Raw genomic sequence first — 14,295 nt, 5'->3', positions numbered from 1 at the left:
GGGTTTGGGGGTGGGTGGGCCGGTTGTGGAGCGCTACCGTTTCCTCTCGGGCCGACCCACCCCAGCCCCTCCCTTGTCAGGGAGGGGAGCAGATTGGGAAGCCATTTCGTTGAATGTCGATCGGCCCTAGCCGTCATCCCAGCGAAGGCTGGGAATCTTCCGGTGGTAGCGTACAGCAGGAGCCGGTGGAGGTCCCAGCCTTCGCTGGGGCGACGTTCTCGGCTCCATCCGGTTGAGTTAGCCCTACCCGACCGCCGCTACCCCCAGTCGCGGAATCTCGATCTTCGGGCAGCGGTCCATCACCACCTTCAGCCCGGCGGCTTCGGCGCGGGCAGCGGCGTCCGCGTTGACGACGCCCAGTTGCAGCCACACCGCCTTCGCGCCCGCCGCGATCGCCTGATCCACCGCGTCGCCGGCAGCGGCGGAATTGCGGAAGATGTCGACGATGTCGATCGGCTCCCCGATCTGCGACAGGTCGCGGAACACGAATTCGCCGTGGAGATGCTCGCCGGTGATCTGCGGGTTTACCGGGATCACGCGGTAGCCTTGCCGCTGGAGATAGGCCATCACACCCCACGAGGCGCGGTCGGGCCGGTCCGACGCGCCGACCAGCGCGATCGTCCGCGCATCGCTCAGCAGGGTGCGGATGCCGTCGTCGTCGAGCATGTCATGGTCCTTGCAGCCAGTCGCCGACGAGTCCGGCGATGGTCTGGAACGGCTGCGCCTCCGCGCCGTTCCCGGCCGCCGGGGGCGTGCCCGCGTCGGATGCGGTACGGATCGCGATGGCGAGCGGCACCCGGCCGAGGAACGGGATGCCCAGCGCCGCCGCGCGCGCCTCCGCGCCGCCATGGCCGAACGGGTCGGACATCTCGCCGCAATGCGGACAGGCATAGCCCGCCATATTCTCGACCAGACCGATGATCGGCACGTTCGCCTTCTGGAACAGGTCGATCGCGCGCGCCGCGTCGATCAGCGCCAGGTCCTGCGGCGTCGACACGATCACCGCGCCGGCCGGGCGGTGCTTCTGGATCATGGTCAACTGCACGTCGCCGGTGCCGGGCGGCAGGTCCATGACCAGCGTGTCGACCATGTCCCAATGCGCGTCGACCAACTGGGTGAGTGCGCCCGCCGCCATCGGCCCGCGCCATGCGATCGCCTGCCCCTCGGGCACCAGTTGCCCCATCGACAGCAGCGGGATGCCGGATGGCGTCATGACCGGCACCAGCTTCTTGTCGTGCGCCTCGGCACGCTTCCCCTCGCTGCCCAGCAGGCGCGGCTGCGACGGGCCATAGATGTCGGCGTCGATCATGCCGACGCGCCGGCCTTGCGCCGCGAGGGCGATGGCGAGGTTGGCGGCGAGTGTCGACTTGCCGACCCCGCCCTTGCCGCTGGCGATGGCGATGATGCGCTGCTGGGTGCGCTCGCTGGTCTGGGCGACGCGGACCTCGGTGATGCCGGGCACGCCGCCGGCCACCGCGCGGACATCGGCCTCCAGCGCGTCGCGCGCCGCCGGCGGCAGGCCGGTCACGTCGAGGATGATGTTCGCGCGGCCCTCCTGAACGCGGATGGTGGCGCGGCCGGCGGCGACCGGGGCGAGCAGCGCGGAGAGCGCCTGGGCGGGTTCGGAACGGCTCATGGAGCGCGATGTAGCGCGGCATGCCCTCGTTACCACTGTAAAAGGCCGGCACGCCCCCTATAAAGGATAGATGCGATGGATCATGGGGCGGCGCGCACGCGCGCAAGTGCTGGGGATGAGCGACAAGGGCCCATGGGGCGGCGGCGGTTCGGAGGGTAGCTCGGGCGGCGGCGCTGGCGGGGGTGACGACGGCCCGCGCAACCCGTGGTCGATGCCCCCGGGCGGCCGGCGCGGCAAGCCGGGCGGGGGGTCGACCTCGCTCGAGGATTTCCTGAAACGCGCGCGCAGCGGCGGACCGGGCGGCGGCGGGCCGCAACTGCCCGCCAATGTCGGCCGGCTGTGGGGCGCGGCGGTCGCCGTGCTCGTGGTCATCTGGATCGCGTTCACCAGCATCCATTCGATCGAGCCGCAGGAACGCGGCGTCGTGACGATGTTCGGCAGCTACAGCCGCACGCTCAACCCTGGTATCCAGTTGACGCTGCCGGCGCCGATCGCGCGGGTGCAGGTGGAGGATGTGCAGAACACCCGCACCGAGGTGTTCCCGGCGGGCGGCAGCCAGCCCAACCTGATGCTGACCGGCGACCAGAATATCGCCGACCTCGCCTATTCGGTGCGCTGGAACATCAAGAGCCCCGAGGATTATGTCTTCGAGATCAAGAACCCGCAGGAAACCGTCCGTGCGGTCGCCGAAAGCGCGATGCGCGCGGCGGTGGCGGGCGTGAACCTGACCACCGCGATCGGATCGGGGCGCGGCGAGATCGAGGCGGAGGTGCAGACGCGGATGCAGGGGCTGCTCGACGAATATCAGTCGGGCGTGCGCGTGCTGGGCGTCAGCATTCAGAAGGCGGCGGCCCCGGCCGAGGTCGACGATGCGTTCAAGGCGGTGACGGCGGCGCAGCAGGAAGCGCAGTCGAACCTCAACCGCTCACGCGCCTATGCGCAGCAGGTGATTGCCCGCGCGCAGGGTGACGCGACCGAATTCGACAAGATCTACGAACAATATCGCATGGCGCCCGACGTGACCCGTCGCCGGCTGTACTACGAAACCATGGAGCAGGTGTTGACGCGCGCCGACAAGACGATCGTCCAGCCGGGCACGCAAACCTATCTGCCGCTGCCCGAGGTGCGCCGCCAGCAGGCGACGCCCGAGGCGGAGGCTCCGGCCGCCGCCACGCCGACTGCCCCGACCGCCCAGCCGACGGGAGCGGCACGATGAACCGCGTGCTGCGCAACCCGATCGTCGCGGCGATCGCGCTGCTGGTGTTCGCCATCGTGCTGTTCAGCACGCTGGTGATCGTCCCCGAGACGCGGCAGGGCGTGATCCTGCGCTTCCAGCAGCCGGTGGACACGGTGAACCCGTACCGCGCTGACCAGCCGTTCGGGCAGACCGGCGCGGGGCTGATCGCCAAGGTGCCGTTCATCGACCGCATCGTGTGGATCGACAAGCGCGTGCTCGACATCGAGCTGAACAACCAGCCGGTCCTGTCGACCGACCAGTTGCGGCTGGAGGTCGACGCCTTCGCGCGCTTCCGCATCGTCAATCCGCTCCAGGCGGTGATCTCGACCGGGTCGGCGAGCAATACCGAGGAGCGGGTCGCGGCACAGCTCGAACCGCTGCTGTCGTCGGCATTGCGCGCGGAACTGGGCCGGCGGCCGTTCGCCGCGCTGCTCAGCCCCGAACGCGGCGCGGTGATGGACAATATCCAGAACGCGCTTCAGCGCACCGCGCGGCAATATGGCGCCGAGATCGTCGACGTGCGGATCAAGCACGCCGACCTGCCCGACGGCAGCCCGCTTGAATCGGCGCTGGCACGGATGCGGTCGGCACGCGAGCAGGAAGCGGTGACGATCCGCGCGCAGGGCGACCGCGACGCGCAGGTGGTGCGCGCCGATGCCGAGGCGCGCGCGGCGCAGATCTATGCGCAGAGCTTCGGCAAGGACGCCGAATTCTATGCCTTCTGGCGCGCGATGCAGTCGTATCGCACCACGTTGGTCCCGCAGCGCGGGCAGAGTGGCAGCACGTCGATCATCCTGTCGCCGCAGGACGGGTATCTGCGCGAATTCGGCGGGCGGGAACGGTAAGCGTTCCCGCACATTCAATCCGCGTTCAGCAAGTGACGGGCACGCTTGGCTCCCAAAGGGGTCGCGAGCCAATTTGAGAGGACTATCCTATCGTGCGTTACGCCTACGCCATTACTTCCGCACTGCTGCTGGGCGGCGCTGCAGCGACGCTGACGCTCAACCCGTCGGACGCGCAGACCGCGCAGAACGAACCGGGCGCGATCAACGCGGCCGCAGCACCGCGCGCCGGCGCGCCGATGAGTTTCGCCGACATGGTCGCGCGGCTGTCGCCCGCCGTCGTCAACATCTCCACCACGCAGCGCATCACCGTGCAGCAGCAGGCGAACCCGTTCTCGGGCACGCCGCTCGAACAATTCTTCGGGCAGCGCGGCGGTGGCGGCGGCGGTGGCCGGACGCAGGAGGCGCAGTCGCTGGGGTCGGGGTTCCTGATCTCGAACACCGGTTATATCGTCACCAACAACCATGTCGTGTCGGCCGGGGCGCAGGGTGCCACGGTCGAATCGATCAAGGTGACGCTGGCCGACCAGAAGGAATATACCGCCAAGCTGATCGGGCGTGACGAACTGTCCGACCTCGCGGTGCTCAAGATCGAGGGGGCGAATTTCCCGTTCGTCCGCTTCGGCGATTCGCGCCAGGCACGGGTCGGCGACTGGGTGGTGACGATCGGCAACCCGCTCGGACAGTCGGGCACGGTGACGGCGGGCATCGTCTCGGCGCTCAACCGCGTCGGCCAGGGGCCGTACGACCGCTTCATCCAGACCGATGCCGCGATCAACCGGGGCAACTCGGGCGGCCCGATGTTCGACATGCAGGGCAATGTCATCGGCATCAACTCGCAGATCCTGTCGCCGACCGGCGGCAGCATCGGCATCGGCTTCGCGATTCCCGCCGAACAGGCCAAGCCGATCGTCGACAAGCTGATGCAGGGCCAGTCGGTCACGCGCGGCTATCTCGGCCTGACGCAGCAGGAGGTGAGCGAGGATATTGCGAGCGCGCTGGGCATCGCCAAGGAGCGCGGCGCGCTGGTCAACGGCGTCACGCCGAACCAGCCGGCGGCCAAGGCGGGGATTCGTCCAGGCGACGTCATCCTCTCGGTCAACGGCAAGGAGATCAACCCGCAGCAGTCGCTGACCTATCTGGTCGGGCTGGAGGCACCCGGCAGCCGCGTGACGCTCGACATCCTGCGCGACGGTCGTCGTCAGCAGCTTCCGGTCACGCTCGGCACCCGTCCGCCTGAACAGCAGTTGCTGGCGCAGAATGAGCGGTTCGACCCGAACGGACAGCCGGATACGCCGCCGTCGGGCAACGCGCTGACCGCGACGGCGGGCATCGCGGTGCAGCCGCTCACGCCGGCAATTGCACGGCAACTGGGTTTCGACACCGCGACGCGCGGCGTAGTGGTCGCCGGGATCGATCCCGACAGCGATGCGGCGACCAAGGGGCTGAAGCGCGGCGTCGTGATCCTCACCGTCGATCGTCAGCCGGTGACGTCCAGCGCCGATCTGGCGCGATTGGTGCAGGCCGCCCGGTCGGCGGGCCGCAAGAATATCCTGTTGTACGCCCAGGCTCCCGGCGCGGGGGCGGCGGTGTTCGTGCCGGTGGGTATCGAAACCGGCAACTGATCGACGATCGGTTCCGCATCGGGGGGGTGGCGATCATGGCGATTGCCGCCCCCCTTTCGTTTTGAACGATGCAAGCCGCCGTGAAACAGGGTAGCAAACCCCTGCAACGATCGACGGGCAGGGCATGACCGACACCACCGAACTGTTCCTTGGCAGCACCGCCGATGGCATGCGCCAGTCGCTGGTCCTCAAGCGCGCCAACCGCCACGGGTTGATCGCCGGGGCGACCGGCACCGGCAAGACGGTGACGTTGCAGGGGCTGGCCGAGAATTTCGCCGCCGCCGGCGTGCCGGTGTTCGTGGCCGATGTGAAGCGCGACCTGTCGGGCATCGCCATAGCGGGCAGCGCCACCGCCAAGGGCCATGCCGCCTTCGCCGCGCGCGCCGCGCAGATCGGCGACAGCGACTGGCGCTACCGCGACACGCCGACCGTGTTCTGGGACCTGTTCGGCGAGAGCGGCCATCCGGTGCGGGCGACCGTGTCGGAAATGGGGCCGCTGCTGCTCAGCCGGATGCTGAACCTCAACGACGTGCAGGACGGGGTGCTGACCATCGCGTTCCACGTCGCCGACGAGGAAGGGTTGCTGCTGCTCGATCTCGACGATTTGCAGGCGATGCTGGTGCATTGCGCCGAGCGCGCCGACGAGCTCACCACCCGCTATGGCAATGTCAGCAAGCAATCGGTCGGCGCGATCCAGCGCGCGTTGCTGCAACTGCGTAGCCAGGGCGGCGACCGCTTCTTCGGCGAACCCGCGCTCGACCTTGCCGATTTTCGCCGGGTTGGCGACGACGGGCGCGGCATCGTGTCGGTGCTGGCGGCCGACAAATTGATGGCCTCGCCCCGGCTCTACGCGACGTTCCTGCTGTGGTTGCTCTCCGAACTGTTCGAGACGCTGCCCGAGGTGGGCGACCCCGACAAGCCGGTGCTGGTGTTCTTCTTCGACGAGGCGCATCTGCTGTTCGACGATGCGTCCGACGCGCTGGTCAACAAAGTCGAACAGGTCGTGCGGCTGATCCGGTCGAAGGGGGTCGGCATCTATTTCGTCACGCAGAACCCGGTCGACATCCCCGACAAGATCGCCGCCCAGCTCGGCAACCGGGTGCAGCATGCGCTGCGCGCGTTCACGCCCAAGGAAGCCCGTGCGATCCGCGCGGCGGCGGAGACGTTCCGCCCGAACCCGACGATCGACGTCGGCGCGGCGATCACCGAACTGGCGATCGGCGAGGCGCTGGTGTCGGTCTTGCAGGCCGATGGCACGCCGAGCCCGGTCGAGCGGGTGCTGATCCGCCCGCCCGCCTCGCGCGTCGGCCCGGTCACGCCGGACGAACGCCGGGTGCTGATCGACACCGACGTGATCGGCGACCGCTACGACACCGCGATCGACCGCGAATCCGCCGCCGAACTGCTGGGTGCCAAGGTACAGGAAGCGCAGGCCGCCGCCACCGCCGCCAAGGCGCAGGTCGCCGCTGACAAGGCGGCAGCGCTCCAGGCGAAGGAGGACGCCCGCGCCGCCAAGGAGGCCGAGCGTCAGCGCATCGCGGCGGCGCGCGAGGCGGAACGCGCCGCCAAGGAGGCTGATCGCGCGGCGGCGCGCGAGGCGGCGAACAGCCCGTGGACCCGTGCGACCCAGTCGGCGACGCGATCGGCCGGGTCGGCGGTCGGGCGGATCGTCGTCAACGAAATCGGCAAGCAGGTGTTCGGCACCACGCGCGGCGGCCGCGTGAAAGCCGGCGGTGCGCTCGGCGGATTGCTGCGCGGCGTGCTCGGCGGGCTGTTCCGGGGCTGACATGGCGACATTGCAGGCCGTGACCGGCGGGACCGAGACGCCCGACATTCCCCATTCGCTGTTCGTGATGCCGCACGGCATGGCGATCCGCTACGACCAGCCGGCGGACGCGCTGACCGATTACGTCACCGGCTATCACCTCTATGCGGCGGACGGGCCGCAGGCGATGGGGCTGGAAAACTGGTTCCTGCCCGGCACCGCCACCGTGCGGGTGCTGCTTAACGCCGGGCCGGTCGCGGTGACGATCGGGCGGCGGCGGTACGATCCCTTGCCGCAGACCAGCCTGTTCGGGCCGACCAGCCATGCGATCCACACCCGGTCGAACGGCGGCATCGCGATCGGCTTCGGCGTCAGCGCGCTGGGCTGGGCACGGTTCTTCGCCGGATCGGCCGAGCGTACCCGCGAACAGGCGGTGCCGCTGGCCGATGCCGCCGCGCCGGGGTTCGACCGGCGGTTGCTGGCGGTGCTCTCGGCGATCCCCGACGAACATGCGATGAAGCCCGCGCTCGATGCGTTCCTGATCGCCGAGATGGGACCGAAGTCGCCCGACGAGGAACTGATCCGGCGCATCGCCCACCTCATCACCGACGATACGCCCGGCGGCGTGGCGGAGGCGGCGCGAAGCTGGGGCGTGTCGCAGGATGTCGTGCGGCGCACCTGCAAACGCTACTTCGGCTTTGGTCCCAAGACGCTGCTGATCCGCTCGCGCTTCCTGCGCTCGCTGATCCCGCTGATCGAGGCCGAGGGCGAGCAGGATTATTCGCGGATCGACGCCGCCTATGTCAGCGCGTCGCATTTCCTGCGCGATGCGCAGGCGGTGCTGGGCACGACGCCGCGCCGCTTCGTGCAGGAGGATCTGCTGTTCCTGACCGCCAGCCTGCGGGCACGGGCGGCGGTGCTGGGGTACCCGACGCAGGCGTTGCACCGGATTTAGGTCGCCTGATCCATCCAGACAGGGACGTCGCCCCAGCGAAGGCTGGGGCCTCTCGCGGCTCCTGTCGCGCATCAGCCCCGGGAGATCCCAGCCTTCGCTGGGATGACGTTCGTTTTGAGGTGAACGGATCAGCCTCCAAGGGCATCGTCACCCCGGACTTGTTCCGGGGTCCACGGCACCGCGAACGCGACGTCCGGTGCGTCAGCGGCACGGTGGACCCCGGAACAGGTCCGGGGTGACGATGGTGGGTAGGGCAGGTACGCCGCTACCCAGGTCCCCCTCACATCGTCGAGAGGAGCGACTCGATCGTCACGAAGGCGAAGGCGACCGAACTGTCCGCCACGCCATACGGGATGAAAATCCGGTCGCCGTGACGGATCGCGCCGCACGAATAGACGACGTTGGGGACATAGCCCTCGCGGTCCTCGTTCGCCGCGGCGAGGATCGGGTCGCGGGTGCGGCCGATCACCTTGGAAGGATCATCCTTGTCGAGCAGCACCGCGCCGATCGCATATTTGCGCATCGCGCCAACACCGTGGGTCAGCAGCAGCCAGCCCTCGTTGATCTCGATCGGCGGGCCGCAATTGCCGATCTGCACCAGCTCCCACGGATACTGGGGCTTGAGCAGCAGCTCGCCCTCGTCCCAATGGGTCAGCGTGTCGGATTTGATGAGGAACAGGTTTTCGCCGTCCTGCCGGCCGATCATCATATACTGGCCGTTCACCTTGCGCGGGAACAGGCCCATGCCCTTGTTGCGCGCGGCGCTGCCGGTCATCGGCACGAGGTCGAACGCGCGGAAGTCGCGGGTGCGCAGCAGCTCGGACTGGATCATTGATCCGTTATAGGCGGTATAGGTGCCGAGCCATTCGAAGCTGCCGTCGTCGTGCCGGAACTGGACGAGGCGCATGTCCTCCAGCCCCTTCGACTGCGCCTGGGTGATCGGGAAGATGACGGTGCCCGACAGCGTCGAATCGCGGTGGCGGAACACCGTCACTTCGCCCTCGGGGGCCTCGTCCTCCTCGCCGATCGCGTCCGCCGCCGTCGCGAACGGCGGTTCGGGGGCAAGGACCAGCTCGTTCTCGTCGGTGATGATGCCTTCGCGGAACGCCACCGACGAGATATGCCCCTCGCCGACCGCGCGCAGGGACATGAGGATGCGAAGCGACCCCTCGGGCATGCCCGACTGGTCGAAATGCGCCACCGCGCTGGGGTTCATCAATGCCGCTGCGGCATAGCTGTATTCGTGGCAGAAATAGGCACCGATCAACTGGCGCTTCTCGTCGCCGATCTCGGTACCGTCGAGGTTCAGTACCGTCTCGATCTCGTCATAGCGGGTCATGAACACGCGGCGCGTCTGCCAGTGGCGCGCCTCGAAATCCTTGAGGACGGTTTCGAGCTGCGCGCGCGTCTCGGCCGCCGACATCGCCAGCACTTCGCCCACCAGCCGTTCGGTGCGGCTGGGCGCGGAGCCGTTGCGCTGCCACGCGATATGAAACGGGCGCACCACCACGCGCGAGGGATCGGCGTACAGCCGCAAGGGGTGGTTGAAAATATCCAGCATTCGCGCGTCCACTCAATCCGGCCCGACCGTCGGGTGCCGCACCGTGCCTGTTCAGGCGACGGCGCGGCGCGGGTCTGCCACGGATGCGCCGCGCTTTGAAAGAGCCGAAATGGCGCAGGAGGCGAGTTGCAGCGCGAGAATCGACTCCGCGCCCTGGTTGCGGTTCAATCCGGTCGGCATCAACCCGTCGAAGCAACCGCCATCGGCGACGGTCGCCAGCGGCAAGTCGAGGTCGTTGGCCCCCAGATACCAGTGATAGGCTTTGAGCGCCTCGTCCCGCCAGCGCCGGTCGCCGGTTGCGTGGAACGCGGCGACGCATGCCTCGACCGTGGCCTGTGCTTCCAGTGGCTGCTGGTCGAACGGCAGCGGCTCGGCATAGGGGCGCCCGAAGCTTTCGGTGCCGACCGCGCGGAACCGGCCCTCGGGCGAGGTCTGCCGCCCGACGATCCAGTCGAGCGTGTCGAGGCCGACGTCGAGGAAATCCTCACGGCCCAGTGCCGCGCCGGCGCGGATCATCGCTTCGGGCAGGCGGGCATTGTCATAGGCCAGCACGATTTCGAACCAGCGCCATTCGGGGCGGCGCGCGGTGTCGAGCAACGTCACCAGTTCGTCGCCAAACCGCGTCGCGATTTCGGTCGACAGCGCGTGGCCGGGGACGACCTCCAGCATCGCCACCGCCGCCAGCATGGCGAAGGCGCGGGCGCGCGGGCTGCCGAGGTCGAGCGCGATCGACGCGGTCTGTTCGTAGAGCGACAGCGCCCAGTCGCGGTGCTTGCGCGAGCGTGCGTCGCGTGCGGTGATGGCGAGCGCCCACAGCGTGCGGCCGTTCGAATCCTCCGACCCTTCGTCCTCGCACCACGTCCGGTCGAAATTCATGAAGTTGCGGAAGCGCCGCCGATCGGGGTTCCACGCATATTGGACGAACGCGGCATAGATCGTCATCCATTTGTCGCGCGCGATCTCGTCGATCTCGTCGATCTGCGACATCAGGATCAGCGCGCGGGCATTGTCGTCGATGCAATAGCCGTGACGGCGATCGGGCACCGAATAGATCGAATGCTGGAGCATGCCGGTGGCGTCGCTCATCCGCTCGACCGCCGCGAAATCGGGGGTCAGCGCGGTCAGGTCCATGTCGATCTTCATCCGGCGCGGTCGCGCGGCAAAGGCCGCCGTCACCTCCTTCAGCGCCGATTCGACGAGGCACGGCCAGAGCATGGTGCGGCCCCGCGCATAGGCGCGGGCGGCCAGATCGATGCGGCGGGCATCGTTCGACAGCAGGTCGTCGATCTCGCGCGCGAACGCTGCCGCATCGCCGAAATCGACAAGGATGCCGTGATCGTCGGCGAGAATCTCGGTCGCATGGACATAGGGGGTCGACACGACGACCTTGCCCATCGCCACCGCATAGGACAGCGTGCCCGAGGTGATCTGCGCCGGATTGGAATAGGGCGTGACGTAGAGGTCGGCCGCCTGGAGATAGTCGAGCAGTTCATGCTGTTCGACGAAGGCGTCGACGAAGGCGACGTTGTCGGCGACGCCAAGGTCGGCCGCCTGCGCCTTCAACCGGTCGCGATACGCCTCGCCCTCATGCGCCACCAGATGCGGGTGAGTCGCGCCCAGCACGACGTACAGCGCATTGGGATGGCGCGCGACGACGGCGGGCATCGCCTCGATCATCGTCTCGATCCCCTTGTTCGGCGCGAGCAGGCCGAAGGTCAGGATCACGTCGCGCTCGGCCCAGCCGAACGCCGGCTTCATCGCTGCGGGGGCGGCGAACGGGCGATCGGGTACGCCATGCGGAATCATCGCGATCTGGCGGCTGTTGGTGCCATGGACGCGCATCAGAATCTCGCGGCCCTTCTCGGCCATCACGATCACCTTGGCGGCGCGGCGCAGCAGCGCCTCGAGGACGCGGCGCTCCTCGGCATTGGGATGTTCGAGGATGGTGTGCAGCGTGACCAGCACCGGCACGTTGACCCGGTCGAGCAGCGCCAGCAGATGCTCGCCCGCCGACCCGCCATAGATGCCATATTCATGCTGGACCCAGACCGCCTGCGCACCGCTCGCCTCGATCCGGCGCGCGGCGTCGAGATAGGCGATGCGGTCGTCCTGCGGGATCGCATGGGTGACGGCGGGCGGATAGGCATAGGCACCCGGCCGGTCGTCCATCGCATAGACGTCGACCTGAAGGTCGGGATAGCGATCGCGCAGCGCGTTGTAGGTGTCGGTGGTGAACGTCGCCAGGCCGCATTTGCGCGGCAGGAAATTTCCGATCAGCGCGATACGGTCGAGCGATTCGGGGGCGACGGTGCGGTCCATCCGGCTTCCTTTTGATGCTGCAGAATCCGCGGCATTGCGGCGGTATGCATCGAGGAAACATTTTGATACGCAGATAGTTGCATGCGGCGCGTATTGCGACGCAGCATTTTCGTCAGACCGTCACATTTGTTCGACAGGGCGTTGGGACGGATTGCAATTCAATACGGCGCTCGACTTCTCCCTTCCCTGACAAGGGCGGGGGTGGGTCGGCCGGTTATGGAACGCCTGTCCTCCCTCGCGGGCCGACCCACCCCTAGCCCCTCCCTTGTCAGGGAGGGGATCTGCCCGGCGAGCGGTTCCGCACCACGAAAACGGACGCTTATCCCCGCCCGCGATACCCCGGCACGTCCTGATCGGGCACCCACACCCCTTTGGGCGGCTCGCCCGACTGCCAGAACACGTCGATCGGGATGCCGCCGCGCGGATACCAATAGCCGCCGATGCGCAGCCAGACCGGCTGCATCTCCGCGACCAGCCGCTGCGCGATGCCGACGGTGCAATCCTCGTGGAACGCGGCATGGTTACGGAAGGCGCCGAGGAACAGTTTGAGCGACTTGGATTCGACGATCGTGTCGCCGGGTACGTAATCGATCACCAGATGCGCGAAATCGGGCTGTCCCGTCACCGGGCACAGCGACGTGAATTCGGGCGCGGTGAAGCGCACCAGATACGGCGTCGCCCGCGGGTTGGGAACATAATCGAGCTCGGCGGCTTCCGGTGTGGCGGGAAGCGGGCTGGTCTGGCCAAGGAATTTCGGGTCCATGCCCGCCCACATAGGAAAGGCGGGGCACGAATGGAACGGGTGTTGATCCCGGTGCTGGGCGACCAGCTCACGGCCACGCTGTCGTCGCTGCACCGCGCCGATCCGACAGTCACGACGATTCTGATGATGGAGGTGGTCGAGGAAGCGACCTATGTCCGCCATCACCCCAAAAAGATCGCGTTCCTGTTCGCCGCGATGCGGCATCACGCCGCCGCGCTGCGCGACGCGGGCTGGGACGTCGACTATGTGACGCTCGACGATCCCGACAACGCCGGCAGCTTCACCGGTGAGGTCGCGCGCGCGATCGGCCGGCACGACCCCGCCCGGATCGTCGTCACCGAACCGGGCGAGTGGCGCGTACAGGCGATGCTGGAGGCGTGGGAGACGATGTTCGGCATCCCCGTCGACATCCGCGCCGACACCCGCTTCCTGTGCAGCCACGACCGGTTCAACACATGGGCCGAGGGGCGGCGCGAACTGCGCATGGAATATTTCTATCGCGAGATGCGCCGCGAAACCGGGCTGTTGATGGACGGCGACAAGCCGGTCGGCGGCAAGTGGAATTTCGACAAGGACAATCGCAAGCCGCCGAGCCGCGACCTGATGATGCCGCGCCCGCTGTCGTTCGCGCCCGATATAGTGACGCAGGACGTGCTGGCGCTGGTCGCCGACCGCTTCGGCGATCATGCGGGAACGCTCGACGGGTTCGACTTCGCGGTGACGCGCAAGGATGCCTTGCGCCAACAACGCGCGTTCCTGACCCATGCCCTGCCGCGCTTCGGCGACAATCAGGACGCGATGCTGACCGACGAGCCGTATCTGTGGCACGCGGTCCTCTCGCCCTACATCAACGCCGGGCTGCTCGATCCGCTCGACCTGTGCCGCGCGGTTGCCAAACAGTATGACGACGGCAAGGTGCCGATCAACGCGGCGGAGGGGTTCATCCGCCAGATCATCGGCTGGCGCGAGTTCATCCGCGGCGTCTATTGGCGCGAGGGGCCGGACTATGGCAGCCGCAACTTCCTGAACGCGACGCGCGACCTGCCCGGCTTCTACTGGACCGGCGATACCGACATGCACTGTCTGGCCCAGGCGATCGGGCAGACGCTCCGGAACGCCTATGCCCATCATATCCAGCGGTTGATGGTGACGGGCAATTTCGCGCTGCTGATCGGCGCCGATCCGGTGCAGGTCCAGCGCTGGTATCTCGAAGTCTATGCCGATGCCTATGAATGGGTCGAACAGCCCAATGTGCTGGGCATGAGCCAGTTCGGCGACGGCGGCCTGTTCGGCTCGAAACCCTATGCGTCGTCGGGGGCGTATATCGACCGGATGTCGGACTATTGCGGGGCGTGCCGCTACGACGTGAAGCAGCGGACCGGCGAGGACGCCTGCCCGTTCAACGCGCTCTACTGGGATTTCCTCGACCGTAATCGCGAGAAGCTCGGCCGCAATCCGCGCATGGGGATGCCGTATCGGACTTGGGACAAGATGGCTGGGGACACGCGCGCCGACGTGCTGCAACAGGCGAAAGGGTTTCTGAAGAAGCTCGACAAGCTGCCGAAGTACGAGGGGTAGGGGAGGTCCCGGCT

General features: G+C 67.8%; 11 protein-coding genes. 6 read left to right on the top strand and 5 right to left on the bottom strand.

The features are described 5' to 3' along the window. Positions 1–243 precede the first annotated feature (243 nt). Together ASE78_RS00445 and ASE78_RS00440 are read right to left on the bottom strand one after the other, a co-directional pair. Positions 244–666 (bottom strand): CoA-binding protein, encoded by a 423-nt coding sequence (locus tag ASE78_RS00445; RefSeq protein ID WP_056491848.1) that lies wholly within the window; start codon positions 664–666, stop codon positions 244–246. A 1-nt stretch (position 667) separates the two neighbouring features. Continuing rightward, complete coding sequence (locus ASE78_RS00440; protein ID WP_056491845.1) at positions 668–1,636, bottom strand: Mrp/NBP35 family ATP-binding protein; 969 nt, start codon at positions 1,634–1,636, stop codon at positions 668–670. A gap of 70 nt (positions 1,637–1,706) precedes the next feature. On the opposite strand from ASE78_RS00440, the gene hflK reads away from it, so the two are divergent. The 5 genes from hflK to ASE78_RS00415 all read left to right on the top strand — a co-directional run bounded on the left by hflK (position 1,707) and on the right by ASE78_RS00415 (position 8,060). Further along, positions 1,707–2,852 (top strand): protease modulator HflK, encoded by a 1,146-nt coding sequence (gene hflK, locus ASE78_RS00435; RefSeq protein ID WP_056491842.1) that lies wholly within the window; start codon positions 1,707–1,709, stop codon positions 2,850–2,852. Next, positions 2,849–3,718: a protease modulator HflC gene (hflC, locus tag ASE78_RS00430; RefSeq protein ID WP_056491840.1), complete on the top strand. Its 870-nt coding sequence runs from the start codon at positions 2,849–2,851 to the stop codon at positions 3,716–3,718. Before hflK ends, hflC begins: the two co-directional genes overlap by 4 nt. Before the next feature lie 92 nt (positions 3,719–3,810). Continuing rightward, positions 3,811–5,340 carry a Do family serine endopeptidase gene (locus ASE78_RS00425; protein WP_056491836.1) on the top strand — a complete coding sequence of 510 codons (1,530 nt, stop codon included), beginning with the start codon at positions 3,811–3,813 and terminating at the stop codon, positions 5,338–5,340. A gap of 124 nt (positions 5,341–5,464) precedes the next feature. Beyond that, positions 5,465–7,126 (top strand): helicase HerA-like domain-containing protein, encoded by a 1,662-nt coding sequence (locus ASE78_RS00420; protein WP_056491833.1) that lies wholly within the window; start codon positions 5,465–5,467, stop codon positions 7,124–7,126. Between the two features lies 1 nt (position 7,127). Beyond that, on the top strand, positions 7,128–8,060 hold the full coding sequence (locus tag ASE78_RS00415; RefSeq protein ID WP_056491830.1) for a hypothetical protein: 933 nt from the start codon (positions 7,128–7,130) through the stop codon (positions 8,058–8,060). A gap of 280 nt (positions 8,061–8,340) precedes the next feature. Here the strand turns inward: ASE78_RS00415 and ASE78_RS00410 are convergent, their stop codons facing one another. The 3 genes from ASE78_RS00410 to queF form a co-directional block, all read right to left on the bottom strand. Further along, positions 8,341–9,621, bottom strand: coding sequence for a glycoside hydrolase family 130 protein (locus ASE78_RS00410; protein WP_056491827.1), 1,281 nt, complete (start codon positions 9,619–9,621; stop codon positions 8,341–8,343). Positions 9,622–9,672: 51 nt separating this feature from the next. Continuing rightward, positions 9,673–11,940: a glycosyltransferase family 4 protein gene (locus ASE78_RS00405; protein WP_056491825.1), complete on the bottom strand. Its 2,268-nt coding sequence runs from the start codon at positions 11,938–11,940 to the stop codon at positions 9,673–9,675. Between the two features lie 319 nt (positions 11,941–12,259). Continuing rightward, positions 12,260–12,703, bottom strand: a complete 444-nt coding sequence (queF, locus tag ASE78_RS00400) for a preQ(1) synthase (protein WP_056491910.1) — start codon at positions 12,701–12,703, stop codon at positions 12,260–12,262. A 30-nt stretch (positions 12,704–12,733) separates the two neighbouring features. On the opposite strand from queF, the gene ASE78_RS00395 reads away from it, so the two are divergent. Beyond that, positions 12,734–14,281, top strand: coding sequence for a cryptochrome/photolyase family protein (locus tag ASE78_RS00395; RefSeq protein ID WP_056491822.1), 1,548 nt, complete (start codon positions 12,734–12,736; stop codon positions 14,279–14,281). The last annotated feature ends 14 nt before the right edge of the window (positions 14,282–14,295 follow it).

Origin of the sequence: Sphingomonas sp. Leaf25 (assembly GCF_001421635.1) — a bacterium.
In the GTDB taxonomy this organism is placed as follows: Bacteria; Pseudomonadota; Alphaproteobacteria; order Sphingomonadales; family Sphingomonadaceae; genus Sphingomonas.
The sequence above is the reverse complement of the archived record's forward strand: the minus strand, read 5'-3'. Positions and strand labels throughout refer to the sequence as shown.

What these genes read in the sequence shown, in the direction of transcription:
- ASE78_RS00445 (WP_056491848.1), bottom strand. Translation starts at nt 666, where the DNA reads ATGCTCGACGACGACGGCATCCGCACCCTGCTGAGCGATGCGCGGACG.
- ASE78_RS00440 (WP_056491845.1), bottom strand. Translation starts at nt 1,636, where the DNA reads ATGAGCCGTTCCGAACCCGCCCAGGCGCTCTCCGCGCTGCTCGCCCCG.
- hflK (WP_056491842.1), top strand. Translation starts at nt 1,707, where the DNA reads ATGCGATGGATCATGGGGCGGCGCGCACGCGCGCAAGTGCTGGGGATG.
- hflC (WP_056491840.1), top strand. Translation starts at nt 2,849, where the DNA reads ATGAACCGCGTGCTGCGCAACCCGATCGTCGCGGCGATCGCGCTGCTG.
- ASE78_RS00420 (WP_056491833.1), top strand. Translation starts at nt 5,465, where the DNA reads ATGACCGACACCACCGAACTGTTCCTTGGCAGCACCGCCGATGGCATG.
- ASE78_RS00415 (WP_056491830.1), top strand. Translation starts at nt 7,128, where the DNA reads ATGGCGACATTGCAGGCCGTGACCGGCGGGACCGAGACGCCCGACATT.
- ASE78_RS00410 (WP_056491827.1), bottom strand. Translation starts at nt 9,621, where the DNA reads ATGCTGGATATTTTCAACCACCCCTTGCGGCTGTACGCCGATCCCTCG.
- ASE78_RS00405 (WP_056491825.1), bottom strand. Translation starts at nt 11,940, where the DNA reads ATGGACCGCACCGTCGCCCCCGAATCGCTCGACCGTATCGCGCTGATC.
- queF (WP_056491910.1), bottom strand. Translation starts at nt 12,703, where the DNA reads ATGGACCCGAAATTCCTTGGCCAGACCAGCCCGCTTCCCGCCACACCG.
- ASE78_RS00395 (WP_056491822.1), top strand. Translation starts at nt 12,734, where the DNA reads ATGGAACGGGTGTTGATCCCGGTGCTGGGCGACCAGCTCACGGCCACG.